The sequence below is a fragment of the Ignatzschineria sp. LJL83 genome (assembly GCF_054871845.1).
The window spans coordinates 95,451-110,279 of sequence record NZ_JBTXLY010000009.1 but is presented as its reverse complement, the minus strand read 5'-3'; the positions used below and the strand labels follow the sequence as shown (position 1 = coordinate 110,279).

At 39.7% G+C, this 14,829-nt stretch carries 14 protein-coding genes and 1 pseudogene; 13 read left to right on the top strand and 2 right to left on the bottom strand.

The features are described 5' to 3' along the window. Nucleotides 1-84 precede the first annotated feature (84 nt). The 12 genes and pseudogenes from ACYSN2_RS07340 (at nt 85) to ACYSN2_RS07285 (ending at nt 11,052) form a co-directional block, all read left to right on the top strand. Nucleotides 85-1,137: a class 1 fructose-bisphosphatase gene (locus ACYSN2_RS07340; protein WP_461749606.1), complete on the top strand. Its 1,053-nt coding sequence runs from the start codon at nt 85-87 to the stop codon at nt 1,135-1,137. 176 nt (nt 1,138-1,313) lie between these two features. After that, nucleotides 1,314-1,865: a TRAP transporter small permease subunit gene (locus ACYSN2_RS07335; protein ID WP_461749605.1), complete on the top strand. Its 552-nt coding sequence runs from the start codon at nt 1,314-1,316 to the stop codon at nt 1,863-1,865. Beyond that, the gene (locus tag ACYSN2_RS07330; protein ID WP_461749604.1) at nt 1,859-3,271 is read left to right on the top strand and encodes a TRAP transporter large permease; all 1,413 of its coding nucleotides are present in this window, start codon (nt 1,859-1,861) and stop codon (nt 3,269-3,271) included. Before ACYSN2_RS07335 ends, ACYSN2_RS07330 begins: the two co-directional genes overlap by 7 nt. Nucleotides 3,272-3,406: 135 nt before the next feature. Beyond that, entirely contained in the window at nt 3,407-4,504 is a 1,098-nt protein-coding gene (locus tag ACYSN2_RS07325; RefSeq protein WP_461749603.1) for a TRAP transporter substrate-binding protein, read from the top strand. Between the two features lie 123 nt (nt 4,505-4,627). After that, the gene (locus ACYSN2_RS07320) at nt 4,628-5,734 is read left to right on the top strand and encodes a TRAP transporter substrate-binding protein (protein WP_461749602.1); all 1,107 of its coding nucleotides are present in this window, start codon (nt 4,628-4,630) and stop codon (nt 5,732-5,734) included. Between the two features lie 77 nt (nt 5,735-5,811). Next, nucleotides 5,812-6,381, top strand: a complete 570-nt coding sequence (efp, locus tag ACYSN2_RS07315; RefSeq protein WP_461749601.1) for an elongation factor P — start codon at nt 5,812-5,814, stop codon at nt 6,379-6,381. A 33-nt stretch (nt 6,382-6,414) separates the two neighbouring features. Beyond that, entirely contained in the window at nt 6,415-7,011 is a 597-nt protein-coding gene (gene petA, locus ACYSN2_RS07310) for a ubiquinol-cytochrome c reductase iron-sulfur subunit (RefSeq protein ID WP_461749600.1), read from the top strand. Beyond that, nucleotides 7,011-8,279 (top strand): annotated as a pseudogene (locus tag ACYSN2_RS07305) (cytochrome b); the annotation flags it as partial. The gene petA and the pseudogene ACYSN2_RS07305, both read left to right, overlap by 1 nt. Before the next feature lie 2 nt (nt 8,280-8,281). Continuing rightward, nucleotides 8,282-9,103, top strand: coding sequence for a cytochrome c1 (locus tag ACYSN2_RS07300; RefSeq protein WP_461749599.1), 822 nt, complete (start codon nt 8,282-8,284; stop codon nt 9,101-9,103). A gap of 100 nt (nt 9,104-9,203) precedes the next feature. Next, nucleotides 9,204-9,812 (top strand): glutathione S-transferase N-terminal domain-containing protein, encoded by a 609-nt coding sequence (locus tag ACYSN2_RS07295; RefSeq protein WP_461749598.1) that lies wholly within the window; start codon nt 9,204-9,206, stop codon nt 9,810-9,812. 13 nt (nt 9,813-9,825) lie between these two features. After that, nucleotides 9,826-10,332: a ClpXP protease specificity-enhancing factor gene (locus tag ACYSN2_RS07290; protein ID WP_461749597.1), complete on the top strand. Its 507-nt coding sequence runs from the start codon at nt 9,826-9,828 to the stop codon at nt 10,330-10,332. Nucleotides 10,333-10,395: 63 nt separating this feature from the next. Next, nucleotides 10,396-11,052 (top strand): esterase/lipase family protein, encoded by a 657-nt coding sequence (locus ACYSN2_RS07285; RefSeq protein ID WP_461749596.1) that lies wholly within the window; start codon nt 10,396-10,398, stop codon nt 11,050-11,052. Between the two features lie 29 nt (nt 11,053-11,081). On the opposite strand, the gene xseA is transcribed toward ACYSN2_RS07285, so the two are convergent. Both xseA and mazG read right to left on the bottom strand, forming a co-directional pair. After that, on the bottom strand, nt 11,082-12,443 hold the full coding sequence (gene xseA / locus ACYSN2_RS07280) for an exodeoxyribonuclease VII large subunit (protein WP_461749595.1): 1,362 nt from the start codon (nt 12,441-12,443) through the stop codon (nt 11,082-11,084). A 3-nt stretch (nt 12,444-12,446) separates the two neighbouring features. Beyond that, nucleotides 12,447-13,229, bottom strand: a complete 783-nt coding sequence (gene mazG / locus ACYSN2_RS07275; protein ID WP_461749594.1) for a nucleoside triphosphate pyrophosphohydrolase — start codon at nt 13,227-13,229, stop codon at nt 12,447-12,449. Nucleotides 13,230-13,956: 727 nt separating this feature from the next. Here mazG and kdsB point away from each other — a divergent pair. Continuing rightward, nucleotides 13,957-14,730, top strand: coding sequence for a 3-deoxy-manno-octulosonate cytidylyltransferase (gene kdsB / locus ACYSN2_RS07270; RefSeq protein ID WP_461749593.1), 774 nt, complete (start codon nt 13,957-13,959; stop codon nt 14,728-14,730). The last annotated feature ends 99 nt before the right edge of the window (nt 14,731-14,829 follow it).

Here is a 14,829-nt window from a genome sequence, read left to right as displayed (position 1 = left end):
AACTACAAAAACGCTTTCCCTAAACACCTAAAAAGTATATCATAACCCCAATTTTTATTACTCAAACAGACTGTGGAGATATCAATGACTCACTTTGGCGTAACGCTCTCGCAATTTATCATGGAAGAACAACGTCGCTTCCCTGAAGCAACGGGCAATTTTACCCTCCTTCTAAATGACATCGCTGTATCCTGCAAAATGATTGCAGCTGCTGTACAAAAAGGACAACTAGCCAATGTAATTGGGGCTACTGACAACGAAAACTGTCAGGGTGAAACCCAACAAATTCTTGATGTTATTGCCAATGATCTTTTCATTAAAAATAATGCAAAAAGAGGTCACGTTGCGGCGATGGCAAGCGAAGAAATGGATGATGTTTACGAAATTCCTGCAGGAAGCCCTCGTGGAAATTACCTTCTAATCTTCGATCCACTCGATGGATCAAGCAATATCGAGATCAATGGCCCTATCGGCACTATTTTCTCAATCTTAAAAACAGACAAAGAAAACCCTACGGAAGAAGACTTCCTTAAACAAGGTGTTGAGCAAGTTTGCGCGGGATATTGCCTATATGGTTCAGCGACAATGATGGTTCTAACCATCGGTTTTGGTACACACGGTTTTACTTTAGATCCATCTATTGGTGAGTTTATTTTGACGCATCCAAATATGACTATTCCTAAAGTTACCAAAGAATATGCAATCAATCACTCCAACCGCAATCTTTGGGAACCACCGATGAGAGCTTACGTTGAAGATTGTGACTTAGGAGAAAATGGTTCACGCAAGAAAAAATACACAATGCGTTGGGTTGGCGCTATGGTTTTAGATATCCATCGCCTTATTCAACGTGGTGGCGTTTTTGCATACCCTATGGATTCCTCTTTAACTGAAAAAGGTGGTCGTTTACGCCTTATGTACGAAGCGAACCCTATGGCATTCTTAGTAGAGCAAGCGGGCGGTATTGCCTCAACCGGTTATGACAGAATCTTAAATATCAATCCTAACGGTCTTCATCAACGTGTACCAGTCATTATGGGTTCTACGGAAGATATGACAATTATCTTAGATAATCACAAAGACTATGCTCAAGAAACCGATAAAGCGTTTACACACAAATGTGAACAATATCAATAAAAAACATCTCTAACCTAGAGTTCAAACAGAATTCGATAGCATAAATCTCATAGTTTAAGGGAAGAAACTACTGGTATTTTTTTATAGATAACGTACATTGATTGACGCACTGTACTAGTTGCATCTGACGTGCACTCATCTATTAATTCTTACAAAGTAATTAAAAACCTTAAACTATGAATATCTTAAAAAAAATCTCGCAAGCTATCGACTTCGTTAATTCAATGTTAGGGAAAATTGCAATCATTGCAATTTTTTTAGCAACCATTATATCTGCGGGGAATGCGCTTTTTAGATACATATTCAATCTGAGCTCTAACAGTATGTTAGAAGTTCAATGGTATCTATTTGCAGCAGTTTTTTTATTTGCTTCAGGCTATACCTATCTAAAGAATCAACACATTCGCATAGATATTCTCTCTAATCGTTTCTCGCCAAAAGCTAAAGCGATTGCAGAAATAGTGGGTATTGTCTTTTTCTTATTTCCTGCATTTACAATGCTTTTATATCTCACAATTGGCCCTGCTATCAGCTCATGGCAAATTTGGGAAATGTCCCCTAACCCAGGCGGACTTCCACGAGCTCCTATTAAAGCGTTACTTCCGGTAGGCATGTTCTTCCTACTCCTACAAGGAATTTCTGAGCTTTGCAAAGCCATTATTACGCTCTGCACACTTTCAAACTCTAACGATAACGCTAATTATTCGGAGCTTCAGCCAAAATGTTAGAATATTTACCTCCCTTGATGTTTATTGCCCTTATTATCTTTCTACTTAAGGGTTACCCTATCGCTTTCTCTCTTGCCGCAACAGGTCTTTTCTTCTCCTGCATCGGCATCTATATGGGGCATTTAGATTTTGCACTTCTAGGCGCCTTAAGCGACCGCTTTTTTGGCATCATCAGTAATGAAACCCTCCTTGCAATTCCCTTCTTTACTTTAATGGGATTAATCCTAGAAAGAACCGGCATGGCCGAAGATCTCCTCAACACCATGGGGCAACTCTTTGGAAAAATGCGCGGTGGCCTTGCGTATTCAGTCGTATTTGTGGGAACGATGCTTGCGGCAACAACCGGTATTGTTTCAGCATCCGTTATTGCGATGGGTTTAATTTCACTACCGATCATGCTTCGCTATGGCTACTCAAAAAGATTAGCTTCCGGCGTCATTACGGCTTCCGGCACCTTAGCGCAAATTGTTCCTCCCAGTTTGGTTCTCATCGTTTTAGGAGATCAGCTCGGCGTATCAATCGGCTCCATGTATAAAGCCGCATTAATTCCTAGCGTTGTACTCATTGGTTTATATCTACTGTTCATCTTAATCATGACAATTATTAAACCAACTTCAATGCCGGCAATTCCGGCACATGAACGAACACTTTTTGGGAAAGCTCTTTTCATTAAGGTTATTACAAGCGTAATTCCACCTGTAACCCTAATCTTCTTAGTGTTAGGAACAGTCTTCATGGGAATGGCAACGCCGACAGAAGCCGGAGCAATTGGTGCCGTTGGCGCAATGATTTTAGCGTTATTACGAAAATCTCTTACAAAAGATCTACTCTATCAAGCCCTTGATCAAAGCGTGAAGATTACAACCTTTGTTGTATTCATCATGATCGGATCGATGTTCTTCTCTCTTGCGTTCACAAGCCTCAATGGCGGTATTTGGATCGAAGGAATTTTAGGATCTCTTCCTGGTGGCGCATTAGGATTTATCATTGCCGTTAATATCCTCATTTTCTTTGTGGCATTCTTCTTAGATTTCTTTGAAATTGCATTAATTCTTGTTCCTCTACTATTACCGATCGCCGTAGCATTAGGAATAGATTTGACATGGTTTGGAATTATCTTAGCAATGAACATGCAAACCTCATTTATGCATCCCCCATTTGGCTTCTCTCTCTTCTATTTAAGATCAGTAGCACCGAAAGAAGTCACAACAAAAGATATCTATTACGGCGCATTACCATTTTTGACCCTACAGATATTTATGGTCATCATCCTCATCACATTCCCCGGCATTATTAAATCCGATAAGCTCGAAAAATTTGAGGGATCCGGCTCAGATATAGAGTTTAATTTAGAAATGAATGAGGGTGGCTTTGATGATTTTGATGACTTTGGTGTAGACTTTTAAACAAGAAGCTAGACATTCATCTTGCAATAGTGCGATTGAACTAAACATTCATCGCACTATTCAAACACTCAAAGCGAAAGCTCTCTACCTCCCACTAATAATTAAATCAAAATAACTACAAATGAGGAATTCAATATGGAACGCCGTAATTTCATAAAAAAAGCCGCAACACTAACAGGTGCTGGAGTTGCGTCTATGGGCATTGTTCATGCAAATACAAAACCCCAAGTAAAGTGGAGAATGACCACAAGCTTCCCACGAAATCTTGATCTTCTTTATGGAACATCACAGCGCTTAGCGGATTCTGTTTATGCGATGAGTGATGGTGAGTTTGAAATTCAAGTATTTGCACCAGGAGAAATCGTTCCTTCCACTCAAGTATTCGATGCCGTACAAAATGGTACGGTAGAAATGGGTCATTCTACTTCTAACTACTATCACGGCAAAAACAAAGCACTCTCTATTGATACCTGCCTTCCTTTTGGACTTACTACCAGAATGCAAAATGCTTGGTACTATGCTGGCGGTGGCACAGAAGTACTTCGAGAGCTGTTTGATAAATACAACATTGTGAACTTCCCCGGCGGAAACTCCAATACACAGATGGGTGGATGGTTCCGTAAAGAAGTCAAAACAGTCGATGATTTAAAAGGATTAAAATTTAGAATCCCTGGGTTTGGCGGAGAAATTTTCTCTCGTCTAGGCGCTATCCCACAAAACATTGCGGTTGGCGATATCTATTCTTCGCTAGAAAAAGGCACTATTGATGCAACAGAATTTGTCGGTCCTTATGATGATCAACGCTTAGGACTACAGCAGGTTGCCCCTTATTACTACACGCCGGGATTCTGGGAGGGCTCTGCCATGCTGACGTTTTATGTTAATAAAGATGCCTGGAACAACCTCACCCCAAAACAACAAATTATTTTTGAGCGAGCTGCGGCAGAAGCCAACATGTGGATGGCAGCACAATATGATGCTAAAAATCCAGAAGCACTCGCGACAATCATAAAAAATGGAGCAAAACTCCGTTCTTTTTCAAAAGAGATTTTACAAGCCGCTTACGATGCAGCCCAAGAAATCTATGCAGAGGAAGCTGAAATCAATGAAGATTTCAGACGAATCTATACCCATTGGAAAGATTTCCTCAACCAGGAATACCAATGGTTCCGAGTCAATGAAAACATTTTCCAACAATTTATGTTCTCACAGCTCAGAAAACAAAAAGCTTAAAGCAATCGCTTGAATGATTTCAACTGAATTGCACAATTTCGGACTAACAAAACTATGAAATTTGCCCTTAACTTAAACATCATCGAATAGGCAAAGTTAAAAAGAATGGAGTAAAGAATAATTATGAAACGTCGTGATTTTATTAAAAAAGCAGGCGCAACTGCCGCAGTATCAGGATTAGCAGCAACATCTATCGCAAGTGCAGAATCTTTTGATTATCCAAAAGTAAAATGGCGCATTGCTGCTGGCTTCCCAAAAAACTTAAATCTGCTCTTCGCTGCATCCACAATGCTTTCAGAAAAAGTTGCCAAGCTCACTAATGGTCAATTTGAAATCCAAGTATTTGCACCCGGCGAACTTGTGCCTGCAAACCAAATCTTCGATGCCGTTTCTCAAGGCACTGTAGAAGTTGGACATTCTGCATCTTATTACTATCACGGAAAAAATACTGCACTCTCTATTGATACCGTCCTTCCTTTTGGAATGAGCGCAAGAATGCAAAATGCATGGTTCTATGCCGGTGGCGGTCTTGAAGTTCTGAGAGAAGTGTTTGCAAAATATAATATTATCAATTTCCCAGGTGGCAATACAACAGCACAAATGGGCGGATGGTTTCGTAAAGAAGTAAAATCTCTCGAAGATTTAAAAGGCCTGAAATTCAGAATTCCAGGATTTGGCGGAGAAATCCTTTCTCGCTTAGGGGTTATTCCACAAACAATCCCAGCAAGTGATGTTTACTCCTCATTAGAAAAAGGCACCATTGATGCTGCTGAGTTTGTTGGCCCTTACGATGATGAAAAACTCGGCCTTCAAGCTGTTGCTCCTTACTACTACACCCCGGGTTTCTGGGAAGGCGCAGCAACCATCTCATTCTTTGTCAATGATCAAAAGTGGGCAGAACTTCCAAAACTCTACCAGGAGATCTTTGAAACAGTTTGCGCCGAGATCAACCAGTGGATGATTGCACAGTACGATGCCCTAAACCCACCCGCTCTTGCAACCCTCACAAAGAATGGCGCAAAGCTTCGTTCCTTCTCAAAGGATATTTTAGAAGCGTCTTATGAGGTAGCTCAAGAAATATATGAAGAAGAGCGTGAAAAGAACCCCGATTTTAAAATGGTATACGATCATTGGAAAGCTTTCCTCAATCAGGAATACCAGTGGTTTAGAATTAATGAGAATATTTTCCAAAACTTTATGGGCGCACAAATTCGCAAACAAAATAGGTAAGATGTAAGCTGAATTTAAATTGGAGTTCAGGTATAATCTGCTAGACAAAATTTATTATCGGGAGATAGTGATTAAAAATGGCTACATATACAACAAATCAATTTAAAAGTGGATTAAAGATCATGCTTGATGGTGATCCATGCTCTATCATTGAAAATGAAATGGTAAAGCCTGGCAAAGGTCAAGCATTTAACCGTGTAAAAATCAGAAACTTAAAAACTGGAAGAGTGATTGAGAAAACTTTCCGTTCTGGTGAATCGGTTGAAGGAGCAGACGTCGTAGATGTTGAACTTCAGTATCTCTATAATGATGGAGAGTTCTGGCATTTTATGAATCCTGCGACTTTTGATCAGGTTGCTGCAAATGAAAGTGCTGTAGAAGAGACAAAAAAATGGTTAATGGAGCAAGATCTTTGCACTGTGACCTTATACAACGGCGCTCCATTGACAGTTACTCCACCAAACTTCATTGAAATGAAGATCACTGAAACAGATCCAGGTCTTAAAGGTGATACGGCAGGTACAGGCGGAAAACCCGCAACACTTGAATCAGGTGCTGTAGTTCGCGTACCACTCTTCGTACAGATCGGAGAAGTCATCAAAGTCGACACTCGCACAGGCGAATATGTGTCTCGTGTAAGTAAATAGAAGAAAGTAAAATTTTTAATGGAGACGAAGAACATGAGTTCGGAGAATGTTAATCATAAAAGGAGACGAGTTCTGAGCTATGCAACCGTTGCGGTTGCAGCTTTTGGCGCAGGATTCCTTGGTGTTCCTTTTATTAAGTCTTGGATGCCAAGTCAACGAGCAAAAAGTGCTGGTGCACCTGTTGAAGTGGATCTTTCCAAACTTTCACCCGGAGAATTACTCCGTGTTGAATGGCAAGGTAAACCAGTTTGGGTATTGAATCGTACTGAAGCAATGCTTGAGCGTTTGGAGACCTCACCACCAGATGCGTTAGTAGACCCAACATCTAAAAGTGACCAGCAGCCTCCGTATGCTCAAAATCAATTCAGATCCATCAAACCTGAATACCTTATTCTTGTTGGAATCTGTACTCATTTAGGTTGCTCTCCAACTTTCAGACCAGAAGTCGCGCCTGCGGATTTAGGTCCTGCATGGCGTGGCGGTTTCTTCTGTGCATGTCATGGATCTCGCTTCGATTTAGCGGGTCGTGTATTCAAAAATCTTCCTGCACCGATTAACTTGTTAGTTCCTGATCATTTCTATAAAACAGAAAACTCTGTTGTTGTAGGCCTTAGTGGGGAGGGTGCATAATGACTACTCAGACAAAATCTAAATTGGAGCGCTTAGGAGATTGGGTTGATTACCGTCTTCCTTATAAAAGAGCACTTCGCACACATGTTACGGAGTATTATGCTCCAAAAAACTTTAACTGGCTCTATGTATTCGGTATCTTAGCGGCAGTAATGCTTGTGAACCAAATCCTTACAGGTATTTGGCTTGTCATGTATTACAAACCTGATGGTGCACTTGGCCCTACTGGCATTCCTATTGCATATGCGGCATTAGAAACCGCAGTTATGCGTGATGCAAACTGGACATGGCTCATCCGCTATATGCATGCTGTGGGTGCTTCAATGTTCTTTATCGTCGTTTATATGCATATGTTCCGTGGTTTAATCTACGGTTCACATCGTAAACCACGTGAGCTTGTGTGGATCTTCGGAATGCTCATTTATCTCATCTTGATGGCGGAAGCTTTCATGGGATATGTGTTACCTTATGGTCAGATGTCATTCTGGGGTGCGCAAGTAATCATCTCTCTATTCGGCGCAATTCCGTATATTGGTGATACTTTAGTAACAGGTATTCGTGGTGACTTCGTTATCTCTGAAGCAACCCTTAGCCGTTTCTTTGCACTACATGTTATTGCTCTTCCATTAGTTTTAGTAGGCCTTGTGGTAGCACATCTTCTTGCTCTTCACCAAGTAGGCTCTAATAACCCTGATGGTATTGAAATCAAAGATAACTTAGATGAGAATGGCAAACCGCTTGATGGTATCCCCTTCCACCCTTACTACACTGTGCACGATACATTTGCTGTGGGTATTTTCTTAATATTCTTCGCACTTATTATCTTCTATGCACCAGATATGTATGGCCTCTTCTTAGAAGCTCCTAACTTTGAACCTGCTAACCCATTAGCGACACCAGCACATATTGCGCCAGTATGGTACTTTACGCCGTACTACACAATTCTTCGTGCGGTTCCATCATGGTTTGGTACACAAATCTGGGGAGTGATTGCAATGGGTGCATCGATTGCGGTCCTCTTTGCGTTACCTTGGTTAGATAAGAGCCCTGTACGTTCCATTCGTTACAAAGGCGCATTCATCAAAATCATGATTGCCCTCTTCGTAATTTGCTTCATCGTGTTAGGTTACCTTGGTGTTGTTCCTGCAAATGATGCTCGTACTTTAGTAGCTCGTATCTGTACAGTTTTCTACTTCGTTTTCTTCCTTGGTATGCCATGGTGGTCAAGATGGGGTAAAGTTAAACCAGTTCCAACAAGGGTGACAATGAAATGAAAAAAATCGTAACTCTCTTAACAGGCTGTTTTGCGATCATGTTTGCTACTGCGAATGCGCAATCAGCAGAGGAATTAACTGCACAAGCTCTTAATGAGCTTGGCAATCCTCAAATCAATGTAACTAACCATGAATCAATGCAATCAGGTGCCCGTCTTTATATGGACTACTGCCTTGCATGTCACTCTTTAGAATTCCAAAGATACAATATCACTGCTCGTGATATGGGACTTGAAGAAGAAGATATTCAAAAATTGATTAATACTGGTAGTTACGATCCTCGTGAAGCTGAATTCATCAGATCTAAAGATGGTGATTTAATCTACACAGCAATGGATCGCCGTGATGCACAAGTATGGTTAGGTGTGGCGCCGCCAGACCTATCTACCATTGCTCGTGCAAAAGGTCCTGACTATATTTTCAAATATCTTCTCTCATTCTATGAAGATGAAAGTCGCCCTACAGGCATGAACAATATTGCATTCCCTAATGCCGGTATGCCACATGTTCTTGCTGAATTACAAGGTACTCATGCGCCTATCATTGAAAAGGTTGCATTAGGAGAATGTAATTTAGAAAAACCTGAAGAGTGCCAATTTGAAGAAGTAGTGGTTGGACTCGAAAAAGTATCTGAAGGTACGATGAGTGAGTTAGAATATCGTCAATCTATTAACGACCTGACAACTTTCCTTACTTACGTTGCAGAACCTGCGCAATTAGAGCGTAAGAAGTATGGTCCATGGGTATTAGGATTCTTAGTGATCTTTACGATTCTTGCCTACGCTCTAAACCGCGAATACTGGAAAGATGTAAAATAATCATATGATTCTTTTTCACTTGATTCAAAAACTATTATAAAACCTGTAAGGAGCAATTATTTCTAATTGCTCCTTACTTGCGATTTAGGAGATCATAAATATGTCAACAAGACGCACAGGATTTACATTATTTATAGAAAAAAATTCTTTAGATGGTGATCGAGTAAAAGTCACACTATTAGAAAAAAATATTACGTGTGAGACTGTTATCGTCGATCCTAATAATCCACCTGGGGATCTTTTAGAAGTAAATCCTCAAGTGATATTGCCGACACTTATTACTCGTGAAATTGCCATTTATCACACAGATACGATTTTAGAATTTTTAGATGAGCGCTTCCCTCACCCACCCCTTTTACCAAATGATCCAATTTTAAGAGCAAAGTTCCGCTTAACATTAAAAACGATCGTCAATGACTGGTATCCTTTGGTGGAGAAGCTTATTGGCAGAAAAACTGCGGATAACAAAACAAATAAAGCTATTGCAGACTTAATTGTTTCCTATGCACCTCTTTTCAGCCAAACGGATTACTTCCAGAACGAAGACTTCTCTCTCATTGATGCTACAATTGTGCCATTTTTATGGTGGGTTAAATTCTTAGAAATTCCCCTTCCTAAAAAAGCACAACCAGTGTTAGATTATTACGATCGTTTATTCGAAAAAGAGAGTGTCAAAATGGCATTCGATAAGAAAGAAAAAACTATCTAAGGACAAAAGACTCATGACTTCAAATAAGCCCTATTTTATACGCGCATTATATGAGTGGATTTTAGACAATAATTGTACGCCCTATATTGTCGTGGATGCGACACTTCCGTTCGTTGAAGTTCCTGAGCAATTTATTTCAGAAGGTAAGATTATTCTTAATATCTTACCTTCTGCAACTCAACACTTAGATCTAGGCGATGATTGGGTCACATTTTCTGCCCGTTTTTCCGGCATTGCTCAAGAAATCAATATTCCTATCGGTGCGATTATTGCGATTTATGCCCAAGAAAATGGTGAAGGAATGGGCTTTGAGACAGAAGCTTTGCCATTAGATTATTTTGAAGAAACGATTTTAAAAGTTCCTAGCAAAACATCTTCAAAAAAAACCCATTTAGATGTGATTGAAACCGTTGAAGCCTTCGAGGATAATACCGAAAAATCAGTTGTAGATACATCAAATACAACCAAAAAATCTTCCGATAAAAAAGGCAAAAAACCGACATTAACGATTATTAAATAAGTTTGTTAAGACGTGTATGCGCCAATGCATAGGGGAAGTAAAAACTCAAAATAGTGAGGATTTATGCCGACACTCAAAGAAAGTAAGGATATTATCCTCATTCATGGGCTTTATCAAAATAGTTTGATCGTCAAAGTTTTAGGAAAAAGACTCAAAATACAGGGCTATCGCGTACACTACTTTGATTACCCTACTTTAAAGAAGCCTCTAAGCGATAACGTACAATCTCTATCTGAATATTTACAAAATTTCCAAGAGCCTTTTAGTATCATTGCCCATAGCCTTGGCTGCCTATTAACCTACCACTATTTAAATCTACAAATCCCATCAGCGCTGCAATCTGTTATTGCGATTACGCCTCCTTTTCAAGGCTCGCGTATTGTGCAATTTTTGAAAAATCATCAAAGCGGATTTCTAGTCGGTAAAGCGAAAGACTCGCTATTACCGCTTCCTTCTCATATCCAATGGAACTTCCCCATACCTTTAGGGATTATTGCCGGCACTCAAAATATCGGCCCATCCTCACTACTTCTTGAAAAGATCACAAATCATATCGAAAAAGATAGTCTAGTCAGTGATGGAACGGTTTATTTAGATGAAACTCAGATTTCCGGAATGGCAGATCATACAACTTTAGAGAAATCTCATACGATGATTCTTTTTGATCCAGAGCTTCCTAAACTGTGCGATCATTTTATAAAGCATCACTCTTTCTCTTAGACATCTGCTTACCTTTCACTAGAAAGGGATTATAAAGCTGTCTTTTCCACCTTGACCAAAATATTGCCATCCGCGACTTGTAGATCGAGCGTATCCCCGGGATTGACTTGCGTAATACTTTTCACAACACTCCCTTTCTGATCCGTTACAACCGAATATCCTCGAAGTAGTACATTTAACGGACTTAACAAATGAAGTTTTTCTAATGTCGCAATAAATTGGTTTTCCCGAGATTTCTGCTTTAATAACATCGCCTGCTCTAATCTATGTCCCAGCTGTATTAACACTTGTTCTTTTTCCTGGATACTTTGCGTTAAATAGCGCGAGTCTAAACGCTTTGCAAGATCATTAGCAATCGTTTGATATCGGATTAATTTTACCTTCAAAACCTCACGTAAACGTTCCTTTAAAAGGACCAACTGATTATGAGACTTTACTAATTGTAATTTCGGTTCCTTTAATAATAATCGATTTTGAAGTACCACTAATTTTTGCTCGGCATTTTGCAACCTTCGCCCTATTGCAGTCATCAGTTTGATTTCGATCTCTTGCAGATACTGCAAAAGTTCATCACGCGATTGTGAAGAATACTTCGCCGCCATTGATGGTGTTGGCGCCCTTAAGTCAGCAACATAATCGGCAATCGTGGTATCAGTTTCATGTCCTACGCCGGAAATAATAGGAATTCTCGATGCAAATATGGCTCTTGCGACCACTTCCTCATTAAATGCCCACAAATCCTCAATACTGCCACCACCCCGAACAAGAAGCAGTAGATCACACTGCTCTTCTCTATTCGCTCGTTTAATCGCCCTAACAATATCTTCACCGGCATTTTCACCTTGCACCAACGTTTCATATAATATAACCGGAATATCTGGTCGATGGGATTGTAGGACATTTAATACGTCCTGTAGAGCAGCTGCACTCTTAGAAGTAACAATGCCAATTTTGGTGGGATGTTTCGGGATTTCCTGTTTAAACTCAGCATTAAATAGCCCTTCTTGTTGTAGCATCTTTTTCAGCGCTTCAAACTGCACATACAGATCCCCTTTTCCCGCTTCTTCTACTTTAGAAACAATGAGCTGATATTCTCCACGTGGCGCATAAACAGTTATCTTTCCAGTCACTCGAACCTTTTGCCCACTCATAATCAGCGCCCGATACATAAGCGCTTGAGAACGCCAAATAACGGCTTTCATGACGGAATTTTCATCTTTCAGATTAAAATAGATATGCCCAGATTGAGGGAATGCCGCATTAGAGATCTCTCCCTCCACTAAACAGTGAAAAAACTGGCCTTCCAATTGGTCTCTAATGGCAAGATTTAAAGTAGAAACTGTATAAATCGCTCGCTGAGATTGTTGAGTATATCGGCTATCATCCATCATTGATTATCTCCCTGCCTTTTTTGCATCATTCCAATATTGATCTAATTCTTCAAGCGACAATGATTGAAGCTCTCTTTTCGCATGATCTTCAATATATTGAAAACGTTGTCTAAATTTCCGATTCGTGCTATTCAATGCTTTTGTTGCATCTATATTCAAAAATCTTGCATAGTTCACAAGTGAAAACAGAAGATCTCCCAACTCACTCTCTATTTCAGAGGGATTACCCATTTCAACTGCTTCTAATAGTTCTGCCTTTTCTTCTTCCACTTTATCCCACACATCCGCAATATCATCCCAATCAAAGCCAACGGTTGCCGCTTTCTCTTGCAATAAGGATGCTTGCTTTAATGCCGGTAATGCACTGGGAATTCCCGCCAATAAAGAACGCCCTTCCGGCATTCCTTTCGTACGTCTTTCTTCTGCTTTAATACGTTGCCAATCTTCTTTTTGCTCGGCAATAGAGTCGTATTTTTTCCCGGAAAACACATGGGGATGTCTTCTAATAATCTTCTCTTGCAAAATAGACATCACATCATTGAAATTAAAGGCTCCTGATTCTTCGGCAATCTCACTATGTAGTAATACTTGAAATAAAAGATCGGCAAGCTCCTCTTTCACCTCATTCAAATTCCCATCATGGATCGCATCGATCACCTCTGCGCTCTCTTCTTCAAGAAAAGGAATCAAAGATTGATGCGTTTGGATCTTATCCCATGGACACCCCTCTTCAGAACGTAGTTTTTTTACGACCAACAACAATTCTGGCAAAGTAGTTTCTATCATAGGAATCCTTTCTCTTTTTAATCTTTCTCTTTTAATGAATAATATTACGCTTCCCATCTGCTTAATAATGCTCTCCAAATACTGAACCTACAAATAGACGGCATAAATAAGAAGCTATTATCATACAGAATTATTTATAAAAAAAGATTATAAAGTTCTTTCATTTAGATTTATTCCAAGAAATTCAGCCCCCCTCAGAAAGAGAGCAAAACCCTCCTCAAAAAAGAACTCTAAACTTGACATTTCCTGAATTAATAAAATTAAAAAAGATACCCACAGTTACTGTGGATAACTTTGAGGATAACTGTTTTTTTATTGCCTTAAATGCGTTAATCATGCCTCATTTGATAAAGTGATCAATAATTACTCACTCTGAAATAGTAGTAATACCAATAGTTTTGAAGCATCTATGCGAGAAATGGATCCATATTTATCACATGCCTGTCACAATCAGGCTTTTCATTAGTTGTGAATAAGTCAAGCAAAATAATTCTTTTTTTTATAGAAAAATCACTTTATTTTTTTGACATAAATGTAAAGAAATTATATGGATAATAATTCGCCAGAATGGATTCTGAGCGCATAAATTCACACCAAATATTCACACCCTCTTCCTTTATAAATTTAGACAATAATCTTTTTTTATCACTGATAGAATAACGGGATCTTTTATCTCTAACATTCTTTCATTCATTCATTAAAATTACCCCTTAAGTGATCGGCAGATATGAATTATAAAATTATTATTCCAGCAAGACTAAAATCCACTCGCCTCCCTAATAAAATGATGCGAGATCTACATGGAAAACCGCTTATAGAGTGGACTTGGAGAGCCGCTGTTAATAGCGATGCATCTCAAGTCATCGTTGCCACAGATGATGCTGGCATTTTCAATCACCTTCAGCAATTAGGCGCTGAAGTGATTATGACATCCGACAAACATGAGTCAGGAACTGATCGCTTAAGTGAAGTATCACAAGCACTGCAATTCCAAAGCAATGATATTATTGTGAATTGGCAAGGAGATGAGCCTTTTTTACCGATCCACTTTGTTCATCAGGCCGTCAAAGCACTTTCTGACAACTCAGAGGTTGCAATGAGTACACTTGCGACGCCCATCTACAACTGGGAAGAAGTGCAAGATCCGAATGCTGTAAAAGTTGTTCTGAATGAATTTGAAGAAGCGCTCTACTTCTCCCGCGCGCCAATTCCTTATCAAAGAGGCAATATGCATACGGAAGGCAACATCGAAGGAGACACGCCTTATTTACGCCATATCGGGCTCTATGCGTATCGTGCTTCTTTTTTAAATGAGTATCCTTCCCTGCTTCCATCTGCGCTTGAAGAGTTAGAAAAATTAGAGCAACTTCGAGCATTAGCCAATAACCGGAAAATTGCCGTTGCCATCTCTCTCAATACGCCACCTCCCGGCATTGATACAGAAGAAGATCTCTTCAAAGCAAAATCTTGGATTGATGCGCATCCTGAGATCAATATTTGATCTACTGATTAGTACGTTTCGTATCATTATTTTCCGATAATGCCGGTACCTGCAAATATCTTGTATGGTATTGAACCACTTTCACTGACTATTTGTAGC

Coding starts and splice junctions, on each gene's coding strand:
- ACYSN2_RS07340 (WP_461749606.1), top strand. CDS start 85: ATGACTCACTTTGGCGTAACGCTCTCGCAATTTATCATGGAAGAACAA.
- ACYSN2_RS07335 (WP_461749605.1), top strand. CDS start 1,314: ATGAATATCTTAAAAAAAATCTCGCAAGCTATCGACTTCGTTAATTCA.
- ACYSN2_RS07330 (WP_461749604.1), top strand. CDS start 1,859: ATGTTAGAATATTTACCTCCCTTGATGTTTATTGCCCTTATTATCTTT.
- ACYSN2_RS07325 (WP_461749603.1), top strand. CDS start 3,407: ATGGAACGCCGTAATTTCATAAAAAAAGCCGCAACACTAACAGGTGCT.
- ACYSN2_RS07320 (WP_461749602.1), top strand. CDS start 4,628: ATGAAACGTCGTGATTTTATTAAAAAAGCAGGCGCAACTGCCGCAGTA.
- efp (WP_461749601.1), top strand. CDS start 5,812: ATGGCTACATATACAACAAATCAATTTAAAAGTGGATTAAAGATCATG.
- petA (WP_461749600.1), top strand. CDS start 6,415: ATGAGTTCGGAGAATGTTAATCATAAAAGGAGACGAGTTCTGAGCTAT.
- ACYSN2_RS07300 (WP_461749599.1), top strand. CDS start 8,282: ATGAAAAAAATCGTAACTCTCTTAACAGGCTGTTTTGCGATCATGTTT.
- ACYSN2_RS07295 (WP_461749598.1), top strand. CDS start 9,204: ATGTCAACAAGACGCACAGGATTTACATTATTTATAGAAAAAAATTCT.
- ACYSN2_RS07290 (WP_461749597.1), top strand. CDS start 9,826: ATGACTTCAAATAAGCCCTATTTTATACGCGCATTATATGAGTGGATT.
- ACYSN2_RS07285 (WP_461749596.1), top strand. CDS start 10,396: ATGCCGACACTCAAAGAAAGTAAGGATATTATCCTCATTCATGGGCTT.
- xseA (WP_461749595.1), bottom strand. CDS start 12,443: ATGATGGATGATAGCCGATATACTCAACAATCTCAGCGAGCGATTTAT.
- mazG (WP_461749594.1), bottom strand. CDS start 13,229: ATGATAGAAACTACTTTGCCAGAATTGTTGTTGGTCGTAAAAAAACTA.
- kdsB (WP_461749593.1), top strand. CDS start 13,957: ATGAATTATAAAATTATTATTCCAGCAAGACTAAAATCCACTCGCCTC.